The 19994-nt window shown below is 70.2% G+C and carries 17 protein-coding genes and 4 pseudogenes; 12 read left to right on the top strand and 9 right to left on the bottom strand.

Annotated elements, in window-relative coordinates; genetic code table 11:
* Nucleotides 1-31 precede the first annotated feature (31 nt).
* The 5 genes and pseudogenes from RMT89_RS13435 to RMT89_RS13415 all read right to left on the bottom strand — a co-directional run.
* Nucleotides 32-4216, bottom strand: coding sequence for a cold-shock protein (locus tag RMT89_RS13435; protein WP_315883953.1), 4185 nt, complete (start codon nucleotides 4214-4216; stop codon nucleotides 32-34).
* A complete protein-coding gene (locus RMT89_RS13430; protein ID WP_315883952.1) occupies nucleotides 4213-5280 on the bottom strand; it encodes a MoxR family ATPase in 1068 nt (355 codons plus the stop codon). Before RMT89_RS13430 ends, RMT89_RS13435 begins: the two co-directional genes overlap by 4 nt.
* A 26-nt stretch (nucleotides 5281-5306) precedes the next feature.
* The gene (locus RMT89_RS13425) at nucleotides 5307-7208 is read right to left on the bottom strand and encodes a caspase family protein (RefSeq protein WP_315883951.1); all 1902 of its coding nucleotides are present in this window, start codon (nucleotides 7206-7208) and stop codon (nucleotides 5307-5309) included.
* Nucleotides 7205-8416 (bottom strand): hypothetical protein, encoded by a 1212-nt coding sequence (locus tag RMT89_RS13420; RefSeq protein ID WP_315883950.1) that lies wholly within the window; start codon nucleotides 8414-8416, stop codon nucleotides 7205-7207. Before RMT89_RS13420 ends, RMT89_RS13425 begins: the two co-directional genes overlap by 4 nt.
* 104 nt (nucleotides 8417-8520) lie before the next feature.
* Nucleotides 8521-8883 (bottom strand): annotated as a pseudogene (locus RMT89_RS13415) (carboxymuconolactone decarboxylase family protein); the annotation flags it as partial.
* A 50-nt stretch (nucleotides 8884-8933) separates the two neighbouring features.
* Between RMT89_RS13415 and RMT89_RS13410 the strand changes: the two are divergent.
* The gene (locus tag RMT89_RS13410) at nucleotides 8934-9839 is read left to right on the top strand and encodes an MBL fold metallo-hydrolase (protein ID WP_315883949.1); all 906 of its coding nucleotides are present in this window, start codon (nucleotides 8934-8936) and stop codon (nucleotides 9837-9839) included.
* Nucleotides 9840-9939: 100 nt separating this feature from the next.
* Here RMT89_RS13410 and RMT89_RS13405 read toward each other — a convergent pair whose 3' ends face one another.
* The gene (locus RMT89_RS13405; protein WP_315883948.1) at nucleotides 9940-10683 is read right to left on the bottom strand and encodes a carbonic anhydrase; all 744 of its coding nucleotides are present in this window, start codon (nucleotides 10681-10683) and stop codon (nucleotides 9940-9942) included.
* Between the two features lie 107 nt (nucleotides 10684-10790).
* A complete protein-coding gene (cpt, locus tag RMT89_RS13400; protein WP_315883947.1) occupies nucleotides 10791-11339 on the bottom strand; it encodes a chloramphenicol phosphotransferase CPT in 549 nt (182 codons plus the stop codon).
* Nucleotides 11340-11381: 42 nt separating this feature from the next.
* Here cpt and RMT89_RS13395 point away from each other — a divergent pair.
* The 3 genes and pseudogenes from RMT89_RS13395 to RMT89_RS13385 form a co-directional block, all read left to right on the top strand.
* Nucleotides 11382-11637: pseudogene (locus RMT89_RS13395) on the top strand (hypothetical protein); the annotation flags it as partial.
* Nucleotides 11638-11701: 64 nt separating this feature from the next.
* Complete coding sequence (locus RMT89_RS13390; RefSeq protein WP_315883946.1) at nucleotides 11702-12520, top strand: Cof-type HAD-IIB family hydrolase; 819 nt, start codon at nucleotides 11702-11704, stop codon at nucleotides 12518-12520.
* 20 nt (nucleotides 12521-12540) lie between these two features.
* Nucleotides 12541-12753, top strand: coding sequence for a hypothetical protein (locus RMT89_RS13385; protein WP_315883945.1), 213 nt, complete (start codon nucleotides 12541-12543; stop codon nucleotides 12751-12753).
* Here RMT89_RS13385 and RMT89_RS13380 read toward each other — a convergent pair.
* Entirely contained in the window at nucleotides 12750-14000 is a 1251-nt protein-coding gene (locus RMT89_RS13380; RefSeq protein WP_315883944.1) for a cytochrome P450, read from the bottom strand. The two genes, RMT89_RS13385 and RMT89_RS13380, sit on opposite strands and share 4 nt — an antisense overlap.
* A gap of 21 nt (nucleotides 14001-14021) precedes the next feature.
* On the opposite strand from RMT89_RS13380, the pseudogene RMT89_RS13375 reads away from it, so the two are divergent.
* The 5 genes and pseudogenes from RMT89_RS13375 to RMT89_RS13355 form a co-directional block, all read left to right on the top strand.
* Nucleotides 14022-14204: pseudogene (locus RMT89_RS13375) on the top strand (ATP-binding protein); the annotation flags it as partial.
* Nucleotides 14205-14275: 71 nt separating this feature from the next.
* Nucleotides 14276-14743, top strand: a complete 468-nt coding sequence (locus RMT89_RS13370; protein WP_315883943.1) for a MarR family winged helix-turn-helix transcriptional regulator — start codon at nucleotides 14276-14278, stop codon at nucleotides 14741-14743.
* Nucleotides 14744-14845: 102 nt separating this feature from the next.
* Nucleotides 14846-15926, top strand: a pseudogene (locus tag RMT89_RS13365) (LLM class flavin-dependent oxidoreductase).
* 79 nt (nucleotides 15927-16005) lie between these two features.
* Entirely contained in the window at nucleotides 16006-16461 is a 456-nt protein-coding gene (locus tag RMT89_RS13360) for a tetratricopeptide repeat protein (protein ID WP_315883942.1), read from the top strand.
* A 425-nt stretch (nucleotides 16462-16886) separates the two neighbouring features.
* Nucleotides 16887-17801, top strand: a complete 915-nt coding sequence (locus RMT89_RS13355) for an oxygenase MpaB family protein (RefSeq protein WP_315883941.1) — start codon at nucleotides 16887-16889, stop codon at nucleotides 17799-17801.
* A 5-nt stretch (nucleotides 17802-17806) separates the two neighbouring features.
* On the opposite strand, the gene RMT89_RS13350 is transcribed toward RMT89_RS13355, so the two are convergent.
* Nucleotides 17807-17956, bottom strand: coding sequence for a hypothetical protein (locus RMT89_RS13350; RefSeq protein WP_315883940.1), 150 nt, complete (start codon nucleotides 17954-17956; stop codon nucleotides 17807-17809).
* Between the two features lie 189 nt (nucleotides 17957-18145).
* On the opposite strand from RMT89_RS13350, the gene RMT89_RS13345 reads away from it, so the two are divergent.
* The 3 genes from RMT89_RS13345 to RMT89_RS13335 all read left to right on the top strand — a co-directional run bounded on the left by RMT89_RS13345 (nucleotide 18146) and on the right by RMT89_RS13335 (nucleotide 19902).
* Nucleotides 18146-18847 (top strand): hypothetical protein, encoded by a 702-nt coding sequence (locus RMT89_RS13345; RefSeq protein WP_315883939.1) that lies wholly within the window; start codon nucleotides 18146-18148, stop codon nucleotides 18845-18847.
* A gap of 37 nt (nucleotides 18848-18884) precedes the next feature.
* Nucleotides 18885-19352 (top strand): hypothetical protein, encoded by a 468-nt coding sequence (locus RMT89_RS13340; protein ID WP_315883938.1) that lies wholly within the window; start codon nucleotides 18885-18887, stop codon nucleotides 19350-19352.
* A gap of 88 nt (nucleotides 19353-19440) precedes the next feature.
* Nucleotides 19441-19902 carry a DUF6174 domain-containing protein gene (locus RMT89_RS13335; protein WP_315883937.1) on the top strand — a complete coding sequence of 154 codons (462 nt, stop codon included), beginning with the start codon at nucleotides 19441-19443 and terminating at the stop codon, nucleotides 19900-19902.
* The last annotated feature ends 92 nt before the right edge of the window (nucleotides 19903-19994 follow it).

Genomic DNA, 19994 nt, shown 5'->3' with positions numbered 1-19994 from the left:
CCCCAAGTCCTGGAAGGTGATCGTCCTTTGCTCAGCGCTCGGAAGGAGTGGGGCGGACGTTCTGTGCTTGCGGTCCCTTTTCGCCCTGGATGACGCGGAGTTGGACGCGTTGTCCCGTCTCCAGGGTCCGGAAGCCCGGCACGTCGATGGCGGAATAGTGGACGAAGACGTCCGGGCCGTTGTCCAGGGCGATGAACCCGTATCCTTTTTCCGCGTTGAACCACTTGACCGTCCCCTTGCCTTCCTGTTGGTGGTCGGTGACCGGTGAGAAGGCCGGATTCCGTAGGAAGAGGCCGGGGGTGTTGACGTCGTAGTGCTGGTGGAGGCGGACGTTCCCAGCACGCTTGCGGGCACGGATCCAGCTGGCGATGTCCTCCAGGCTCAGGAACTCCGGGCCACCGCGGACGCCTGAGGTGAGGAGCGTGGCGAGCTCTTTCGCGAAGGTGTGAGGAGGGTTCCTCGCCTCCCGATGCGAGGTCAGCAGTGCGCGGTATCCACGAGGTGTGGTGCGGGGCGCGAACCACTCCCAGATTCTGTCCGGGTGTTGGGTGTCGGCGTCGAGGACGAGAACCTTGAACAGGGCCGGGCTGTCGTCCATCAGCGACCGAAGCCGCCTGATGGAGAGAGCGGATTCGCCGGGACGGTCGCGACTGGTGGCGGAGAAGGTGAGGAAGGCGTCGTCGGGCGTTTCGAGCACGTGGCCCGCGTAGTAGAGGAAGAGCGTGTGCTCGGCCTGCCGGGCCACGCGGGACAATGTCGGGCGGAAAGATTCCCGGAACTGGCGGTTCAAGACGACAGCGATGCTGTCGGCATCGAAGATGCCGTTCCCTCCGCTCTGTCCCAACGCGGACGCCAGGGCATGTGCCGCGTCGGCGGCACCCGGCAGTTCCGGGAACTCCTCATAGTCGTCCACGCCGATGAGGACGGCACGTGAGTGCGTGGGGTCGAGGAGGTCGGGGTTCGACGGCCGCTCGAGCGTTCGTACGGCGGTCTGGGCGGGGGGAGTGATGCGTGAGGCGTTGAGCAGACCGGCCTCCTCATCGATGAATGACACTGCACCGATCACTGTCCCGCGCAGGTCTACGACCGCCGCCCCGGGGGCGGGCCATGGCGCGGAGACGATCGGCTGAAGCGCGTAGTCATCCCCAGCGGCGCTCATGACCAGGCAGCGGAGCCCGGCCATTTCGGACGGTAGCTCCCTGTCGAGTCCTACAACGAGGACGTACTCTCCGACCGAGGGGACGACGGTGGACTGCACACGCGTCAGGCGCGGCCGGGCTGGCCATGAGGACGGCCCGGTGGACAGGAAGACCAGACCCGTTCCCCCATCCTCAGGCAGGATCCGTGCAGGCAGGACGATGTCGCCGCGCCACGGCCGCACTCGCAGGAGCCTGTCGCTCGGCAACTCTCCTCTCACGCGCGAGTACTCATTTCTGGACATGACCACGAGCCCGTCGTCCGAGAGCCGGATACCCGAGCCCAACTCAGTACCTGGGATCCAGACCTGCACCAGCCGTTGCCCGGCATCCTTGATGAGCTCTCGGATGACAGCAGCGGACTCGGAGGAGATGTCCGCGAACGCGAAGGAGTTGTCGAGGTACTGAGCGGCCTCGTCCAGCCCTCTCACCCGTGCGGAGCGGGCAAGTACCCGCAGCGAGGGCGGGTCGGCGTAGCGGGCGAGCACCGTCCAGAGCTCCTCCGGGGGGTCGATGTTTGGGAACTTCGCCAGATCGACCTGCTGCACGAAGTCACTGAGCTGGTACTGCTCCGGGTCGCGCGAGGTCCGGATCATGATCAGTGGTTCCCCGACGATCGGCCTGCACGCATAGGCCAAGGCTTTCGACACCGCGTCGTACGACAGGTCATGCCGGTAGTGATCGGGAAGGTAGACGTTCGTCGCGGCTGCCAGCAATCTGCGCGACAGGGCGGGGCCGTGGCCCAGGCGGCGGATGTCCAGTGCCGCCCGGAGCATGCTCCTCGCGACCGGCGGTGACTCGTACACGCGCCTGATCGCTTCGGAGTCCGTGACCCAGGGGGAGACCCGCACCACATCGATACGATCGAGCAGGAGGCGGAAGTTGATGGCCTCCTCCGACTCATCGGTCAGGAGCGAGTCCATGGCGGCGGTGGTGAGTTCGCCCAGGACCACCACCGGTCCCTCCGCCGGAGGGGGCATCAGATCGAGCAACGCGGTCGGCACGTACGGAGCAGGACCGGCAGAGGCGAAGGCGAACCTATGGAAGTCGTTGAGAACCACGACCGAGCGCGGAGGCAACAGGGCTGACCTGGAGGCAAGTTCGTCCGTGTCTCTCGGTGACCACCACGTCCAGTCGTCCGGCAGCGCGGAGACGGCGCGCAGGATGGCCGATGTCTTTCCCGCCCCGGTTGCGCCGACCACCAGCGTGAACGAGCTGTGCCCCTCCAGGGCGCGTGAGATCACCTCGCGCAGGAGATCATCCGCGCTGCGCACCACATAGGACTCAACGGGCGCCACCCCCGGCACAAGATCCCCGATCCGCTGCCACCGCGCCTCCGGCGCCGATACCGCGTCCCCCGCACCACCCCCGTCCCCCGCACCACCCCCGTCCCCCGCACCACCCCCGTCCCCCGCACCACCCCCGTCCCCCGCACCACCCCCGTCTCCCGCACCAACGCCGTCCCCGGCACCGACCCGCACCGCGAACGGCGACGCCTGCGAGGCCAGCCCCCGACTGCCGCCGTCACCGCCCCCCACACTTCGCCCCGCGAGAAAGTCCCCGCCACTACTGGCCCCCCGCTCACTGACCCCCGCCCCCATCTCCCGCCGCACCACTTCCTGCACCGAAGTGATGGCATCCCGCCGCTGCCCACCCAGCAGTGCCTCCCGGACCCCGGGCCGGAAGTCGAACGGCACCCTGTCCGGGTCCTCCGCCCCCTCCCGTCCCCAAGGCGTGAAGAGTCCGCCAAGAGCAACCTCCGCCAGATGCCCGTGCTCCGACTCGGGCAGCATGATGTGGCGGACGAGGTTCATCACCGGGAGGCTCAGCGGTACGGCGGACAGATACCCCGCCAGCCGCTGCGCGAGCGGAGACGCGCCGGCCCTGAATCGCCGTAGGATCTCGTCGACTTGGTCGGTCGCCGTTTCCTGAGCAGGAGCGGTCGGCACCACCTCTGCCGCACGCGGAATGGTCAGGCACGGCACCCGCGTCCACTGCCCGTTCCCCGCGACCAGCTTCGCCAGGACCGACACGGAAGCGGCCTCGGCCTCCACCACCGGAATCGTGATGACCTGCCGGGCTGATTGCCGCCGAGGGTTTCTGTGGCGGCTCCGCGTGGCCGGGCCCAGCCGCCATGACGTATTGGGCGAGGCAGGTCCGACCGTCCGCACCAGCACCGGCTGCGGTCGCACCGCACCTCGGTCCCACAACCGGCGCGGCAACACATTGAGCAGGGCCACCGGACCGTGTGCGGACCACTGCCGCAGCATCCGCGCGACTGAGGGCGCGGCCCACCCGCTCGCCACGGTGTCCGTCACCACCAGAACCAGCCGGTGGCCCGACGGGTCGGACACCTCCTGCACGCTGCGTGGCTCCGCGTCGGGGGTGCGGGCGACGGACAGCTCGCCGGCCACCTCCGTCCCCCGCAGGTACCACGTGCGCACGTCCCGAAAGATGCCGGTCTGCACGAACACGCGCCGCAGCTCACCCACCAGGTCATGCCACAGCAGCATCGAATGGTGGGCGTCCACGACGAGCGCGAGGTCCAGCCAGCGGCCTCGGCGCGGACGCAACACGGGCGTCGGAAGGCGCTGTTCGACGGTTCTGCGGACCGTGAGTTCCTCATCGAGCTCGACGTCGTTCGAGCTGTCCTGTGCGCGCCCCGTGCTCCGGCCCAGTGGCCGCAACGCCCGCATCAGCGCCAGCGGATCGCGCAGGGACGGGGCGCGGCGGACGCGGACCAGGTCGAGGCCGCCGCGCGCCGGGCCGGATGTGTCGGTGACATCGCAGGCGTTGAAGTACTCCTCGACCGGCTCGGAGCCCACCCCGTCCGGGCCCGCGACCGGCGGCTCGGGCAGCGTCGGCACCTCGGACTGGTCGTCGGGGTCCGGCAGTTCGCGTACTGCGGGCTCCCCGGAGCCGTCCCCGATCCGCGCGGCCAGCCAGAGGATATCCGCCAGCTCCTCGGGCCCGGCCTTCGCGCCGGACTCCTTCAGAGCGTGGAACAGCTCCTCGATCACGCCAACGGGCCCGTCAGCCGTTGCAGCACGGTCTCCACGAACTTCGTACGCTCGTCCGTCCCGGACCATGCGCCGCTGAGCCGGAGTTGGACGGCATTGAGCAGTTGGTCGGTCGCCAGGTCGCCTTCCGTCCGGCGCGTGATGAACTCCTCGACGAGGTCGCTGTAGCTGTCGTGGCCGGTCGTCTCGTCGAGCTTGAGCCGCTTGCGGACGATCTGCGTCAGCTTCTGCCGGGTCGGCGGCTCGACATGCAGCCGGATGCAGCGGCGCAGGAAGGGCGGCGGGAAGTCGCGTTCACCGTTGCTGGTCAGCACGACGATCGGGAAGGCCCGGCACTGGACACGGCCGCGTTCGACGGTGACGCGCAGTTCCGGATCGTCCTGCGTGCCGATCCTGACCTTCGGCTGCCGCGCGGCGATCCGCGCCAGCTCAGGGATCTCGAAGGAGCCCTCCTCGAACACCGTGAGCAGATCGCCCGGCAGGTCGATGTCGCTCTTGTCGATCTCGTCGACGAGCAGGACCCGGGGCCGTTCCTGCGGCAGCAGCGCCGTGCCGAGCGGCCCGAGCCGAAGATACGGCGCGATGGCGCTGCCCGACGAACGGGGCCGTCCCCGCTCCCGGCGGCCCGGCGCGCCACGGCTCGTCTCCAGGTGCCGCAGGTTCGCGTCGTGCAGTCGGCCGATCGCGTCGTACTGGTAGAGCCCGTCCCGCAGGGAACTGCGGCTCGTCACCGGCCAGTGCAGTACAGGACCGAGTTCCAGGTCGGCGGCGATGCTGTGGGCCAGCGTCGACTTGCCCACCCCCGGCTTGCCGGTGACGAGCAGTGGGCGGCGCAGATACAGGGCCGTGTTGACGGCGTCCACCTCCGCCTGGTCGGGCACGTATCCGGTGCCGCGCTCGTACGTCTCGTCCCAGGCGGGCCCGGAGGTGGTGGGCGGGGTGTATTCGGGATCGGGTTCGCCCTTGTACTCACGCCAGGGCGGCCGGTGTTCGTCGAGCCGGGCGCGCATCTCCTCGACCGTGCCGGTACCCCGGTAGATCCACCAGTCCTTGGCGGCGTCCATCCCGATTCCTTCCACTGATGATTGACTCACGAGGACAGCGACCGCCTTTCGGGAATCCGCCCCGGGTCGTCCCAGAGCAGGGCGAGCGGGCGACGTTTGACCCGGGCACGTCTGAGCGCGGCAGGCAGTGACTCCACGTCGAGCACGGCCGGTGGGGTCGCCCCCAGCGCCGTACGAATGGATTCGTCCGTGTCGGGGGAGGGTCGGCGCCAGACCGCGATCGGTATCCCGCCGTCCAGGACGGCGCCCAACGCGTCCATGACCCGGGGTCCGGTCACTTCGGCCAGTACGCAGACGGGCGGCTCGTCCAGTTGCAGTTCGTCGGCCAGATCGTCTGACACATCGTCGTCCCGGAGGTCGTGGACGGCGTCCGGGTGCTGGCCGCCGTGGGTCTCGTACCACTCCCACTTGGTCCGCCACGGAGCTTCGGCCAGTCCCTGGCGTTCCTCCGGACAGCGCAGTACGACCTGGTACCGGCCGCCGAGTGCGTATGTCTTGGTACGGCGCCCCGTGGGCACCTGCCAGGTCTCGAAGGGCACTTCCAGCAAGTCGTAAGGGATGTGGAATTCGATCCGTCCCGGGTTGCGCGCGGCGTTGGCCACGAGGTGGTCACCCAGTGTCAGTCGTACGGCTTCCAGGTCCATGGGCCGCTCGTAGTCGCCTACGTTCTCGAAGTCGCCCTGGTGGGACCACAGTTGCAGCCAGAAGAGATCGTCCCCTTCGGGCGTGAGCCGGACGTGGAGTGCGGGAAGCTCGGCGGCTCGCGCGGGAGGAGCGGGGATGGGGCCGGCGCCGAGGCGTTCGCGGGTGCGGTCCACCCAGTCGTTCGCGGCGGCGGCCCAGTCGGCGCGCTGGGAGCGGGACGCCAGGTGCCGTATGAAGGGCAGCGCGAGCGGGATGTTGCTGCTTGTTCCTTGGCGGCTGTCGAGGTCACGCACGATCTCCGTCAGGTGGTGCCGTGAGGGCAGCGAGTGCTCGGCGGGTGCGGCGCAGCGCGCCACCTCGAAGGCCCAGCGATAGGCCTCGTAGGTGTACGGCGGCATCGGGCAGCCGGTCAGCAGGTGCCCGAGTTCCGTCCAGGCGAGCTGGTCGAGTTCGGGCGCGCCGCAAACCGTGCCGTCGTCCGACCAGCGGTCTCCGTGGAGGGACGATCCGTTCCAGCCCGTGGCGATCTCGAACTGCGGCTCCTGCCAGGCCGTGCCGTTCTGCTTCATGACCGCGAAGTCGCTCTGGACTTCCCGGGCGATCTCGACCAGCCGCTGCGTCGCCTGCGCCAGGGGCCTGTCCTCCAGGTGCCTGAGCAGGGTGTCCGTGAACTGGCCCGCCTCCAGTTCGGCCCGGTTCCTCGCGGTCTCGCCGGGGCGTGCCGCGTACAGCGTGAATTGGCTATGCCCGGGGGTGTGTTGGCCGGCCTGGTACTCGACCTTGACGAAGCCCAGGCGCTTCGCCCGCCGTGTGTCGATCCGGCAGGAGTCGCCGATGGTGACCAGACGCCGGAAACGCCCTCCGCTCACCTTGTCCGAGGCCCACCAGCGCAGCGCCGAGGTCAGGTTGAGGTGGGTGGTGTGACCGGCGGTGGCGTCGGCGTAGGGGAGGAGCAGCTGGTGGGTGGGGTCGAGGAAGCCGTGTCCGGCCCAGTAGATCCACAGCAGGTCGCCGTCGCGGTGGGGGAGGTCCTTGAAGAGCGCGTCCTCGACGTTCTCTCGCGTGGCGGGCTTGGACTCCACGCCGGCCTCGTTGCGGGCCAGGGGCGACAGGAGCAGCCGTACGTTGCTCTTCGGGACGCCGGCTGTGCCGGTGAGCCAGTCGGCGAAGCGGGTGGCGTCGCGGGCGGGTCCGTTCAGGTTCATGGGCGGTTGGATCGCGTAGGACTCGATGCCGACGACGAGGGCGAAGGTCCGCTCGGGCGCAGCGGCCAAGTCGGTCACCTCAGCGCCTCCGCGATCCGGTCGAACACCGGGTCGAGCCTCCAGTAGGCGCTGTGGGAGACGGGGAAGGGCTGGCGGCTGCGCACCTCGTGGTCGGTGACCCGGCCGTCGCCCGCGAAGACGGGCTCGGCGAGGTAGGCGAGCAGGTCCTTGCGGTCGTAGATGTTGAGCCAGTCGGGGAAGCCGTACGGCAGGGCGGCGCCGGGCCGGAGGCCGGCGAGGGCGCCGAGTTCGTGGAGGAAGGGGGCCTGCGAGCCGACGGTGACCAAGAGCCGTACGGGCAGGGGTGGTTGGCGTACGGCCGCCAGGGCCAGGGTGTCCACCAGGGCGATGCCGCCGAGGCTGTGGCCGATGAGGACCGGCGGCTCGGGGCTGCTGCCGATGACCTGCTCCAGGTGGGCGCGCAGCGGCTCGCCGCGCGACTGGTAACGGAGGATGTCGCCGACCTCCGAGGCCTTGTCGTGGGTGAAGTCGCCGCGCCAGCGGTCCCGTGCGGCCTGCGTGGTCATCCGCTGGGCCAGCTTGAACAGCACGCCCAGCGTCCCTGTCACCACGCCGCGGCCGGTGCCGCCGAGCCGGTCGCTGAGCCTGTCCACGATCCGGTCCCGCTCGTCGCCGGTGCACAGCGTGGTGTCCCGGGCCTCGGCGAGCAGGACGGCGACGACGGCACGGCTGGTGAGCAGGACGAGCTCGGCGGCGACGGCGTCGTCCTCGGCGGCGAGGCACGCGTCGTGGAACTCCTCGGAGTCCGCCACGGCGTCCAGGGCGTGCCGGTAGCCGTCGATCAGCCCGGTCTCCCGGAGCAGGACGGCCAGTTCCTCGTCCGGTTCGAGGGCGCGAGGCAGTGCGCGCAGAAGGTCTCGCACTGCCTCCCCGGCGGACTGCACCCCGGGGAATGCGAACCCGCCCCCGTCACCGGCGCCGGTACCGAGCTCGGCGAGAACCCGGAGCTCGCAGAACGGATCGGTGAGGAGCAGCAGCCACTCGGCGGTCTCGGGGTCGTCGTCGAGGTCCGCCGCCGCGAGCGGCCGTGTCCCCGGCACGGACGCACCACCGGCACTGAGCGTCGCGCCGAACTCGTCCCCCCAGTAGCACGGTTCGACCTCCGCCCCCGGGAACCGCTTCAGCAACCCCGCGCCCACCAGCCGGAACAGCTCATCGAACCGCTCACGACGGACTCCGGTCCCATGAACAAAGACGAACCTCATGCGTCCCCCGCCCCCAACGTGCTTGTGCGGTAGGAGAATAGTCCTCACCGACGGCCCGTCGCAGCCAGGACGGCAGGCCGCGACGGGCGAGGCGGAGGTGTCGGTCAGACCTCGGCCGTCAGGGCGGCCAGGGGAATCCCGCACGCGGCGGAGAAGCCCTGCGAAGTCATCCCGTGCGCCGAGTTGTTCCTCGCCGGCATGTCGGCGAAGGCGATGACCGCGGTGAGTTGGACCATCGCCGCCGGGCCGAGTCGGTCCAGCAGGCCCGCGTACAGCTCGTCGGTGACCGTCGGCGGAGTGTTCGTCATGGCCTCGGGGTATTCCAGCACGTCCCGCTCCAGCGGCGTGGACACCTCCCACCCCCGCCGGCGCGGCACCTGGCTCGCCTTGGTGAGGTCGAGGTTCTTGATCAGCGCCTGGAAGGAGTTGATGCCGAGGCACCGGCGGCAGCCGACCTGCGCGTTCACCCTGGCCCGGCCCGACCGAGCCGGTCTTGGACGGCCGCGGGACCTCGGCGGTGGAATCGCGGCATGACGGACGAACAGCTCCCCGACCCCGCCGTACAGCTCTCAGGCGCCCAGGAGGTCGCCCCCGACCTGCTCGTGATCCCGAACCGACGAGTCCAACTGGTGCCCAACATGGGCATCATCGGCGGCACCCAGTCCGTGCTCGTCGTCGAGACGGGCATCGGCACCGCCAACGCCGAGCAGGTCCTCGCCCTCGCCTCCGAGGTGGCGCGCGGCCGTCGCCTGTTCCTGACCACGACCCACTTCCATCCCGAACACGCCTTCGGCGCGCACGTCTTCGCCGACCGGGCCACGGATCTGGTCAACCGCGCCCAGGCGGACGACCTCAAGGCGAAGGGACCCGGCTGCCTGGAGATGTTCCGCGGCTTCGGCGGGCCGGTCGCGCAGCGGCTGGACGGCGCTCGCGTGCCACCCCCGATGTCGTCTACGACGACGTCCACGACCTCGACCTCGGCGGCCGGACCGTACGCCTGCGCCCCACCGGCCGCGGCCACACCAAGGGCGACCAGGTGGTCGAAGTCCCGGACGCGGGCGCCCTGTTCACCGGCGACCTGGCCGAGACCGGGCAGTTCGCCATCTTCCCGTGGTTCCCGCCGTACGACCGGGATGTCTCCGGTGTGCGCTGGCTGGCCGTGATGGACCGGCTGGCCGGCAGCGGGCCGCGGATCGTGGTTCCCGGACACGGCGACCTCGGCGGCCCGGAGGTGCTCGACGATGTCCGCGACTACCTGCGCGAACTGCGCGACGAGACCTGGCGGCGGCGGGACAGCGCGATGGGCGAGGCGGAGATCGTCGCCGACGTCCGGGCGCTGCTCGTCGAGCGGCATCCGGAGTGGGCAGGCCGGGACTGGATCGAGCGGGGGGTGGGGTGCCTGTGTGGGGAGCATGCCGCGTGACTTGCTCGGATCGCTCCCTGTCGCGAGGGCGAGCTGTGATGACCGGACAGCCCCGCCCCCCGGCGGGAACGGCCCCTTCGGCGCTCGACAGGTTGAGGGGTCAGGCGATGCGATGCACGAGCTGGTTCGTCAGCTCGTAACGTGCCCCGACGATGGCGAGTTCACCGGCCGACACCTTGGCCGCCAGGTCCGGTTCCGCGGTGAGGCGGTCGCGGACCAGCCGTATGTTGGCGTCGATGGTCGCGTCGATGCGCGCGTCGCCCTCCTTGGTGTGGTCGACGGCCGGGGCGATCTGATCGGCGAGGTACTGGATGTGGGCGGGCAGCCTCTCGCCGCTCTCCTCGGATTCGACGGCGGCCCGCACGGCACCGCACGACTGATGCCCGAGGACCAGTACCAGGGGTATGCCGAGTTCGAGGACGCCGTACGCGACGCTGCCGAGCACCGCCTCGTCCAGGACCTCACCGGCGCTGCGGACGGTCATCAGGTCACCGAGGCCCTGGTCGAAGACGAGCTCCGGGGAGACACGGGAGTCGATGCATCCGAGCACGACGGCGAAGGGATGCTGACCGGAGACCAGTTCCTGACGAGTCGTACAGGTCTCGTCCGGGTGCTTCTCTCGGAAGGTGCGCCATCGCGCGTTGCCCGCGGCCAGTTCGCGCAGGGCCTCGTCGGGCGTGGCCGGCCGGGGCCGCGGGTTCGGCGCGGCTGTCGCGGGGGAGGCCCCGACGCTGAGGGCGGCGCCGAGGGCGGCGGCTCCGGTGAGCGCGCCGCGCAGAAGGGAGCGGCGGGCACGCTTGGACTCGGCGGGTCGCAGGGCGCCCGCGGGAGAATCAGGATTCACGGACAGAACGTACGGCCGGGAATGCGAACGCCTGTCCGTCCAACGTAATCGTGGACGGGATGTGGACTGCCCATGGTCAAGTGTTGATCGTCTCTTGGCGCGGGCTGTCAGGTGCTCGCCGGTCCGCTCAGGCGAGCGGCGATGGCGCGCGCGCAATCCAGGGACTCGGTGTGCGTCGTCTCCACCTCCAGGTCGTAGACGACGCCCTTGTGCACCACGTCCGCCTGCAGCTCGGCCATCCCCGGGGTGCGGTCCCCGCGCGCGATCTCCCGGCCCGCCGCGACCGCGCGCTCGCACCGGACGCCGACCCACAGCACGCCGACTCCGGCCAACGCCTGCTGCCACCGCTGCTGGGACGCCCCGCCACCGAGGAAGACATCGTCCACGACGATCCGGGCGCCCGCACGGGCCATCGCCACGATGCCCTCCACCCAGGCAGCCTGCAGCGCCATGAAGTCGGCCCCGACACTCACGCCGCCGTCCGCGGCGAACGTGATCCCCTCGTCCGACGCCTGCATCTTCGCGGGCAGCGCGTCCACGAACGAGTCGACCCCGAACGCCAGCCAGGGATCGGGCAGTACGGCCTGCAGACACCGTACGATCCCGGTCTTCCCCGAGCTGGAGCCACCGTTGAGAATGATCACCTGAGTCGTCACCGCGCCACAGTAGGGCGGCCGGCGAAGGGCATGAAACGAATTTCGGCCCGAGAACGCCTGGTGGGCCGCGAACTCGGCTCGGAACCGGACCATGAGCCGGCGGGAAGCCTGCGCAACACACGGATGCTGGACGCGCGGGCGCCGGCGGAGACGGTGCGGGTGGCGACCGGCCCGGGCTGTGGTGGACATCGCTCGGGAGGTGGTGGCGGCCACGGGGTGGGCTGGTTCCCCCTCCGCCCGTGCCGCCGGGGGAATGATCACGGGCCCGCTGCGGTTGATCTGCCAGGAAGCAAGATGACGCATCAACCACGCCCTCGTTCCCCATGCCGCAGGCCCGCTCGCCGACCATGAAGGTGCCCCCTGTGCTTGTCGCCCCCCCCAGACTGATCGCCACTGACCTGGACGGCACCCTCCTGCGCACCGAGGGAACACTCTCGTCGCGCACCCGGGGCGCTCTCGCCGCGGTGGAAGAGGCCGGAATCCGCGTCGTGCTCGTCACCGGCCGTCCGTCACGATCGGTGCATGCGCTGCTGGAGACCATCGGGCCGCACTACGTCATCGCCGCCAACGGCGCCGCCGTACACGCCCCCGACGGATCCCTGGAGCATGTGTCACCGATCCCGCCCCTCGCGGCCGCCCAACTCGTGGCCCGCGTGCGCGCCGCGGTCCCCGGTGTCTCCTTCTCCGTCGAGTACGACCGGGACTTCGGCCACGAACCCGCCTATCCGACCTGGTCGTTCGGCGACGGTGCCGTCGAACTCGTCGGCACGGCCGAGGCGCTGGTGACCCGTACTCCGGCCAGGCCGCTGCTGAAGATCCTCGCCCACCATCCGACACTCCCGCTCGACGACTTCTACGAGCGATCCCTGCGCGCCGCGGGCCCGGGCGCCGAGACCACCCACTCCACTGGACTGTCCCTCGTGGAGTTCAGCGCACCCGGCGTCACCAAGGCGACCACCCTGATCGACTGGAGCGGCCGGATCGGCATCGCCGGCCATGAGATCGCCGCGTTCGGCGACATGCCCAACGACCTGCCCATGCTCACCGCGGTGGGCCACTCCTACGCCATGGCCAACGCCCACCCGGACGTCCTGGCCACCGCACGTCACCGCACCTCCTCCAACGACGAGGACGGCGTCGCCGAAGTGCTTGAGGGGTTCGCCGACGCGCTCGTCCCGTGAAAGGGAACCCATTGATCCCGGTGAACAACCCCGTGGGACATGTGGTGTTCCAGGCCGGACGCGGAGACGTCGACACCGTTGTCGTCAAGGGCCGTGTGCTCGGACACCGGGGTGAACTGATCGAGGTCGACCTTCCGCGGGCCCGTCGGCTGGCCGAGGCGTCGCGCGACCATCTGCGGACCGCGGTGGGGGAGGCGGCGTGGCAGCGCCTCATCGGTCCACCGCGTCCCTAGGACGGTTCCACGATCACCCGCAGCGGCGCCCGGAAGGAGAGCAGACCGAGCATCGGATCGTCGGCCGTCGTCGTCAGCCGTACCCCTGGCAGGCGGCGGGCCGCCGCCTGGAGGGCCACCGCCGCCTCCGTGCGGGCGAGTGACGCGCCCGGGCAGCGGTGGCGGCCGACGCCGAAGGCCAGGTGCCGGCGGATGTTCGCCCGGTGCGGGCACATACGCTCCGGGGAGTCGAAGACCTCCGGGTCCGATCCGCTGCCCAGGAGCATCAGGAGCAGGTGCGCCCCCTCCGGCAGGGCCACTCCGCCCAGCTCGACCGGGCGTGCGGTGACCCGGCGCCACGTGGTCACCGGCGGCTCACGCCGGAGCACCTCCTCCACCCACGCCTGCGCCAGGCCGTCGTCCTCGGACGCGACGCGGGACCACATCCCGGGCTCGGTCAGAGCATGGCGCAGCACGGTGGCGATGAGCTGGCCGGTGGTGGACTGGCCGGCGATGAAGACGAAGAAGCAGGCGGCGACGGCGGTCTGCACGTCGAGGCGTTCGCCGTCGGGTGTGCGGTGGTCGGTCAGGGCTGCCACGAAGGAGCCGGGCCGGGCGTTGCCGTCCGCCACGGTCTCGGTCAGCCACCGGTGGAACTCGCCCACCAGCTCCGCCAGTTCACGCTGACGCTCCGGCGTGGGCCGGCCCCAGAACAGCTCCAGAGAGGCGTCGCTCCAGCGGATCAGCGTCGCCGTGGGGACACCGTCGATGCCCAGCAGTTCCATCAGCACCCGGCACGGCAGGACCTGGGCGAAGGAGGTGAACAGATCGCGCCTGCCCGAGGCGTGCACGCCGTCGAGCAGTTCGTCGGCGATCCGCTCGATCACGGGTACGGCGGCGGCCACGCGCTGGGCGTTGAAGAACCGGGTGACCACGCGCCGCAGTCCGGGGTGGGTGTCGGTGCCGTTGTTGGCCAGGGCGGGCGGGAGGTCGAAGCCCGCCCGGGCGAGCAACCGGAGCGCGCCGAACGGCAGGGGGGTGACGGCGTGCTGGGCGTTGTCCGGCAGGAAGTCGTCGGGGCTGAGCAGCACATGGTGCACGTCCTGGTAGCGGCTGACCAGCCACAGCCCGGTACCGGGATCGAAATGCACCGGCGCCTGCTCACGCAACGACTCCAGCCACGGGTACGGATCGCGAGTGAAGTCGTCGCCGAACAGGTCGAGCGCGGTGAGATCGGGTGCCGATGCGCCCAGAGGCGGGGAAGTCACGGCCGGGACGCTAACACGGGCCTGATCTGCGAGGTCACCGACCCCAGCAACACCCAGCCCCGGCTGCGGCGGGCCCGCAGCACCGACGAGGGCGGCCGCGGCCTGTTCCTGGTGGCGCAATTGACCACCCGCTGGGGCTGCCGCCACGGCCGGACGGGCAAGACCATCTGGGCCGAGCAGCCCCTGACGGCCACGCTCGGGTGAGCCGGCGGCCGCGCCTTGGGTGCCGGCGGCCGCGCCTTAGGTGATGAGTCAACCACGACTACACTTTCGCCATGACTGAGACGGTGCGTTGGCTGACGGCGGACGAGCAGCATGCCTGGCGGTGCTTCGTGCGGCTGCAGGAGAGGCTCGGCGGCCGGCTGGCGCGCCGGATGCAGGCGGAGTCGAAGCTGTCGGCCGCCGACTTCCAGGTGCTGGTCCAGCTGACCGAGGTACCCGAGGGGCGGCAGCGGTTCCTGGATCTTTCCCACGCGCTCGAATGGGAGAAGAGCCGGATGTCGCATCACATCGCCCGGATGGCCAAGCGCGGACTTGTGGCGCGCGAGGAGTGTCCCGAGGACGGGCGCGGCGCGTTCGTGGTGATCACGCCGGCCGGCCGGGAGGCGATCGAAGCGGCCGCCCCGCTCCATGTCGAGGCGGTGCGCTCCCTGTTCCTCGACCATGTCACCCCGGCGGAACTCAGGACGCTGGCCCGGATCTCCGAGCGGGTCGTCGCGCACCTGGACGAAGACCTGGTGTGAACCCACCCTGACGCTGACGGGCGTACCACTGGAATAGCCGGGACCGGACCCGCGTTACGACGCTATGGTTGATGTGTCAACCTCATGGAAAGGCTGATCACGATGCAGTTCGGCATCTTCACCGTCGGCGACGTCGCCACCGACCCGACGACCGGCCGTACCCCGACGGAGCACGAGCGGATCAAGGCGATGGGCCATCGCGCAGAAGGCCGAGGAGGTGGGCCTGGACGCCTTCGCGACCGGTGAGCACCACAACGGGCCGTTCGTGCCGTCGTCGCCGACCACGATGCTGGGCTGGATCGCCGCACGCACCGAGCGCATCATCCTGTCCACCTCGACCACGCTGATCACCACCAACGACCCGGTGAAGATCGCCGAGGACTATGCGATGCTCCAGCATCTGGCCGACGGCCGGGTGGACCTGATGATGGGCCGCGGCAACACCGGCCCGGTCTATCCGTGGTTCGGCAAGGACATCCGCGACGGCATCAGTCTCGCCATCGAGAACTACGCGCTGCTGCACCGGCTGTGGCGCGAGGACGTCGTGAACTGGGAGGGCAGGTTCCGCACCCCGCTCCAGGGCTTCACCTCCACGCCCCGCCCGCTGGACGGCATACCGCCCTTCGTCTGGCACGGCTCCATCCGCTCCCCGGAGATCGCGGAGCAGGCCGCGTTCTACGGCGACGGCTTCTTCCACAACAACATCTTCTGGCCGAAGGAACACACCAGGAAGCTGATCGACCTCTACCGGCAGCGGTACGCGCACTACGGCCACGGCACACCCGAGCAGGCGATCGTCGGACTCGGCGGCCATGTCTACATGCGCCGCAACTCCCAGGACGCCATCCGCGAGTTCCGCCCGTTCTTCGACCACTCCCCGGTGATGGGCGGCGGCATCTCCATGGAGGAGTACATGGAACAGACCCCGCTGACCGTGGGCACCCCCGAGCAGGTCATCGAGAAGACGCTCACCTTCCGCGAGCACTTCGGCGACTACCAGCGGCAGTTGTTCCTGGTGGACGGCGGAGGGGTCCCGCTGAAGACGGCGCTGGAGCAGATCGACCTGCTGGGCGAGGAGGTGGTCCCCGTGCTGCGCAAGGAGTTCGCCGACACCAGGCCGGCCGAGGTGCCCGACGCCCCCACCCACGCGTCACGGCTCGCCGCGATCGGAAGCGAGGACTGAGGACACCAGGCCGGCCGAGGTGCCCGACGCCCTCACCCACGCGTCGCGGCTCGCCGCGCTCGGAAGCGAGGACTGAGGAATGACGACGGAGAACGTCCACGACTACGCCGCGCACGACGGAGTCGCGCCCGACCGCTGGGCCAGCGCCCTGCACCTGTTCGACAACGGCGTCGGCGTCCCGCGCGAGGAGAGCGTTCTCGAACGCTGGGAGAGGGCCCGACTCCTCTTCGGGGCCAAGGACTACATCGGCGCCGCCCGCCTTCTCGCCGGCATCGTCGGGGAGGTCCCCGAGCAGACCGGCCCCCGTCTGCTGCTGGCCCGCGCCTACTACCACTCCGCCCAACTGCGCCGCGCCGAAAACCAGTTGCGCCGCATCATCGACCGCGACCCGGTCGAGCACTACGCCCACCTGATGCTGGGCCGCACCCTGGAACGCCAGGGCCGCCACGACGAGGCGTCACCCTGGCTGCGGAGCCCGGGGGTGCGCCGGATCCGGAAGAACCACACGAGGAACATGCCCGCGCAGACGAGGTAGGCACCCCCCTGGAACTGCCCGGCCCTCTCGTACAGCATCAACGCGGCGTGGAATTCCGCCTGCGGCGCGGTGAGGAAGGCGGAGTCACCATCGATGAGGGCATACAGCTCAACGCCCACCGATACGGCGAACGCAGCGCTGAGGGCCGCCCCGCGAGCAATACCGAGACGGCGATGAGCATCCACCGGGACGGACGTGAAGGCCCTGGGGGAACGCCGCCTGCGGACGCGGATGCTCGAAAACGGTCATAACGGCGGCCCCCCCGCGAGGAATAAGAAAAGGTAATGCCCGCGGAAGATCGCGTGCGGAGGCAGAAAACTGCCACGGATCAGACCGCGTCGATCAGGTACACGGCGATGATCTCCGATGGCCGGAAAATCAGCGGATGTATGTTTCAAGTGTCGTCGTAAAGCGCGGAGGCACGCATGGGCATACGGGACCGGATCGCCGACGAGCTCAAGGCCACCGTGCACGGCGGCGACCTCAAACTGGAGCGCTACGCGCAGCCGCCCGGAGATCCCGGACTCTTCGGCATCGCCCCGGACAGCCCGGCATGGCGGGTGCACGGCCATCCCACCGGAATGCTCACCGGCGGCTTCGCGGCGCTCATGCTCCAGTCCCTGCACCCGCTGGCGATGGCCGGCGTCGACCAGCACTCCGACTTCCGCACCGACCCCGTCGGCCGCCTCACCCGCACCGCGCGGTTCATCACCACAACCACCTTCGGCTCGCAGCAGCCGGCACGGGAGGTGATCGACGTCGTACGGCGGATCCACACCCACGTCCATGGGACGGCACCGGACGGACGGCCCTACCGCGCGGACGACCCGGAGCTGCTGACCTGGGTGCACACCGCCGAGGTGTACAGCTTCCTGACGGGCTACCAGGTACACGCACCGCGCAAGTCCCGTCTCACCCGGGCCGAATGCGACACCTACTACGCGCAGGTCGCCCCCGTCGCCGAGGCGCTGGGAGCCGTGGAGGTCCCGCGCACGGCACACGAGGTCACACGCTACCTGGCTCGCCTGCGGCCCGAACTCCACGTCACCCCGGCCGCGTTGGAGGCCATGCGGTTCCTGCGCGGCTTCGGCCGCAACCGGCGGGAACGGATCGTCGCGCGCCTGTTGATGAACGCCTCGCTGGGACTGCTGCCGAGCTGGGCGAGGGCCGAACTCGGCATCCAGCGGCCCGCCGTGGTGCGCTCCGCCTGGGACCGGCCGCTGGCCACCGCGGTCGGCCGTGGGCTGGAGTGGGCCCGCGGCCCGTCCCCGATCCACGCAGCCGCCCGCGCCCGTCTGACCACGGCCGCACCGGAAGCGCAGACGGGGCCGCTGCGCTGACCGCCTCAATTGTCGGACCAGGGTCCGCCCCTTCGCCGCACCCATCCCACTCCGAGGGCGATCGCGCCGACGATGGTCACGACGATCGCCCCGAGGACCGCCGTCACCGCGGCAGCGATCACGAAGATCGCCCACCAAGGCCCTTCGGATTCCACAGCCTACCTCCAGCCGATCAAGACGCCGGGCCCTCGGGAGTGGTTGCGCAGGTCCCGCAACCGGTCGCCGGAGCGCCGTACTGTGGCCACGATCGCCCGACCGTCGACCATCGGAGGCATCGGCACCATGGACGAGCGGCCACCTTTCGCCGGCGACTCGCTCAGCGAGGCGGCGGACGTCTTCCGAGCGTGCGCTGGTGCACTCGTGAGCGGATTCTGCTGCTGTCCGGCGACCACACGCAGGCAATGCTGTCGGTGCACGACGCCGATGCGTTCGAACGTGCCGAGTGGCGGGCCTTCGACGGCACCGACCCCGCGTGCGCCGGCAGGCCGCACGCGTTCGACGCGCTGCCCTACCTGTGGCAGCTCGACCGGAAGGGCCCGGGCTTCGCCACGTCATGGACGTACAACGGGACCATCGTGTCGGGCAGTTGGGACCACGCGGTCACGGGCCTTGAGCTCATGCTCGCCGCATGGGTGGAGCAGTACCCCCTCCAGGCGCCGGGAGATTGGACCGGCTTCAACCTGTGGACCGCCCGGGACTGGGGACGCAGCATGATCGTGTCGTACTCCCCGGACAACCATGGGCAAGAACTGGCCGTCTCCATCGACGACCGGGGCGCCGAACAGACCGAGGAGCGAGAGGCCGAGATGCGCGAGCGCGGCTGGCGCATCCCGGACCACCATCAGCGGTGGCGCACCGCCCTGCCGGAGACAGACCCGGACGCACCCCGGATCATCGCCGAGCTCACCATCGCCGAGTGCCGTGCCCGCAAGGCCACGTGCCCGGACGAACTGCACGCGCACGACATCAGCGCGGGTGACCACGGCGACCTGTGGCTCACCGGTCTGGGCCTTCCGACCCGCCCGTCACGCGGCGAGCACTTCTGAGCCCGGCGCCACGCCCCCAGGGTTGGACAATCACGGAGTGCTGCTGACATGGATCGCCGAGGTGGCGGACGAACCGCTGGTCCTGGAACCGACCGACCGGCAGGTGGAGTGCGACACCAACACCTGGCGGCTGGGCGCGACCGAAGAGGACCGGCAGGCCTTGTCCGTGGCCGAGGTGGTCGCCGCGTTTGAGCGGACTGCCGAGGGCATCCGGCGCCGTATCCGCGAGATGGGCCACGCCGGGGTGGCGACGTTCTACGCGTGGCACGACATGCAGGCCGGTCAGCTCCGTTGCTCAACCGGCTCGGTGGCCGCGGACGAGCTGCCGTTCGGCGGCGCCTACGTGCCGCACGACGACCTCCGCCCGCTCATCGAGGGCTTCCTCAAGGACCGGCAGCCAGGGCTGATTCCCTGGTCCGACCTGGAAGACGGCCACGACCCGGCGGCCGAGCCGGAGATCGCACCGTTTCCCGTGTGGGTGCGCAGCGTCGGGAACGGCGCGTAGGGCGTGACCCTTTGGGGGGCGGTGGTCCGAACGTTCTGCCCTCGACCGGCGTCGTAGCAGCAGTAACCGTGTCGAAGGGACCGCCGCCATGAACCCACGCGCCCGCGCTGTCTCCGCCGCCGTACTGGTGGGGGCTCTCCTGTCCGTGACCGTCGCCTGCGGCAGCGAGGACGAGAGCAACGGCCGTCCGGCCCAGGGCGAGGCGGTCTGGAAAGAGCCCGCCGCGTACACCTACACACTGGAGTCGACGCAGGGAGAACGCTCACTGATCGGCACGTTCCGGATAACGGTCCGGGACGGCGCCGTGACCAGGGCGGTCGGACTCGACGACAGCGCGCGACGCCTGGTCGACCGGTCTCCCGAGCAAGTCCCCACGATCGGCGACCTGCTGGAGGAAATGAACCAGGCCCGAAAGGAGAACGCGGACAAGGCGGAGGCCGAGTACGCCGACGACGGCCACCCGGAGCGGATCACCCTCGACTGGCTGGAGAACGCCATCGACGACGAGGCGTTGTACGTCATCAGCGACTACGAGCCTGCCGACAAGTAGGCGGGGGAGTTAGCGCTAGTACTACAGGGCTAGATCTTGATCATCTGGAGCCGTAGCCGCCTTCGGAAATGGTGCCGTCGCGCCTCCGCCTG

Source organism: Streptomyces sp. P17 (genome assembly GCF_032436805.1).
In the GTDB taxonomy this organism is placed as follows: Bacteria; Actinomycetota; Actinomycetes; order Streptomycetales; family Streptomycetaceae; genus Streptomyces.
The sequence above is the reverse complement of the archived record's forward strand: the minus strand, read 5'-3'. Positions and strand labels throughout refer to the sequence as shown.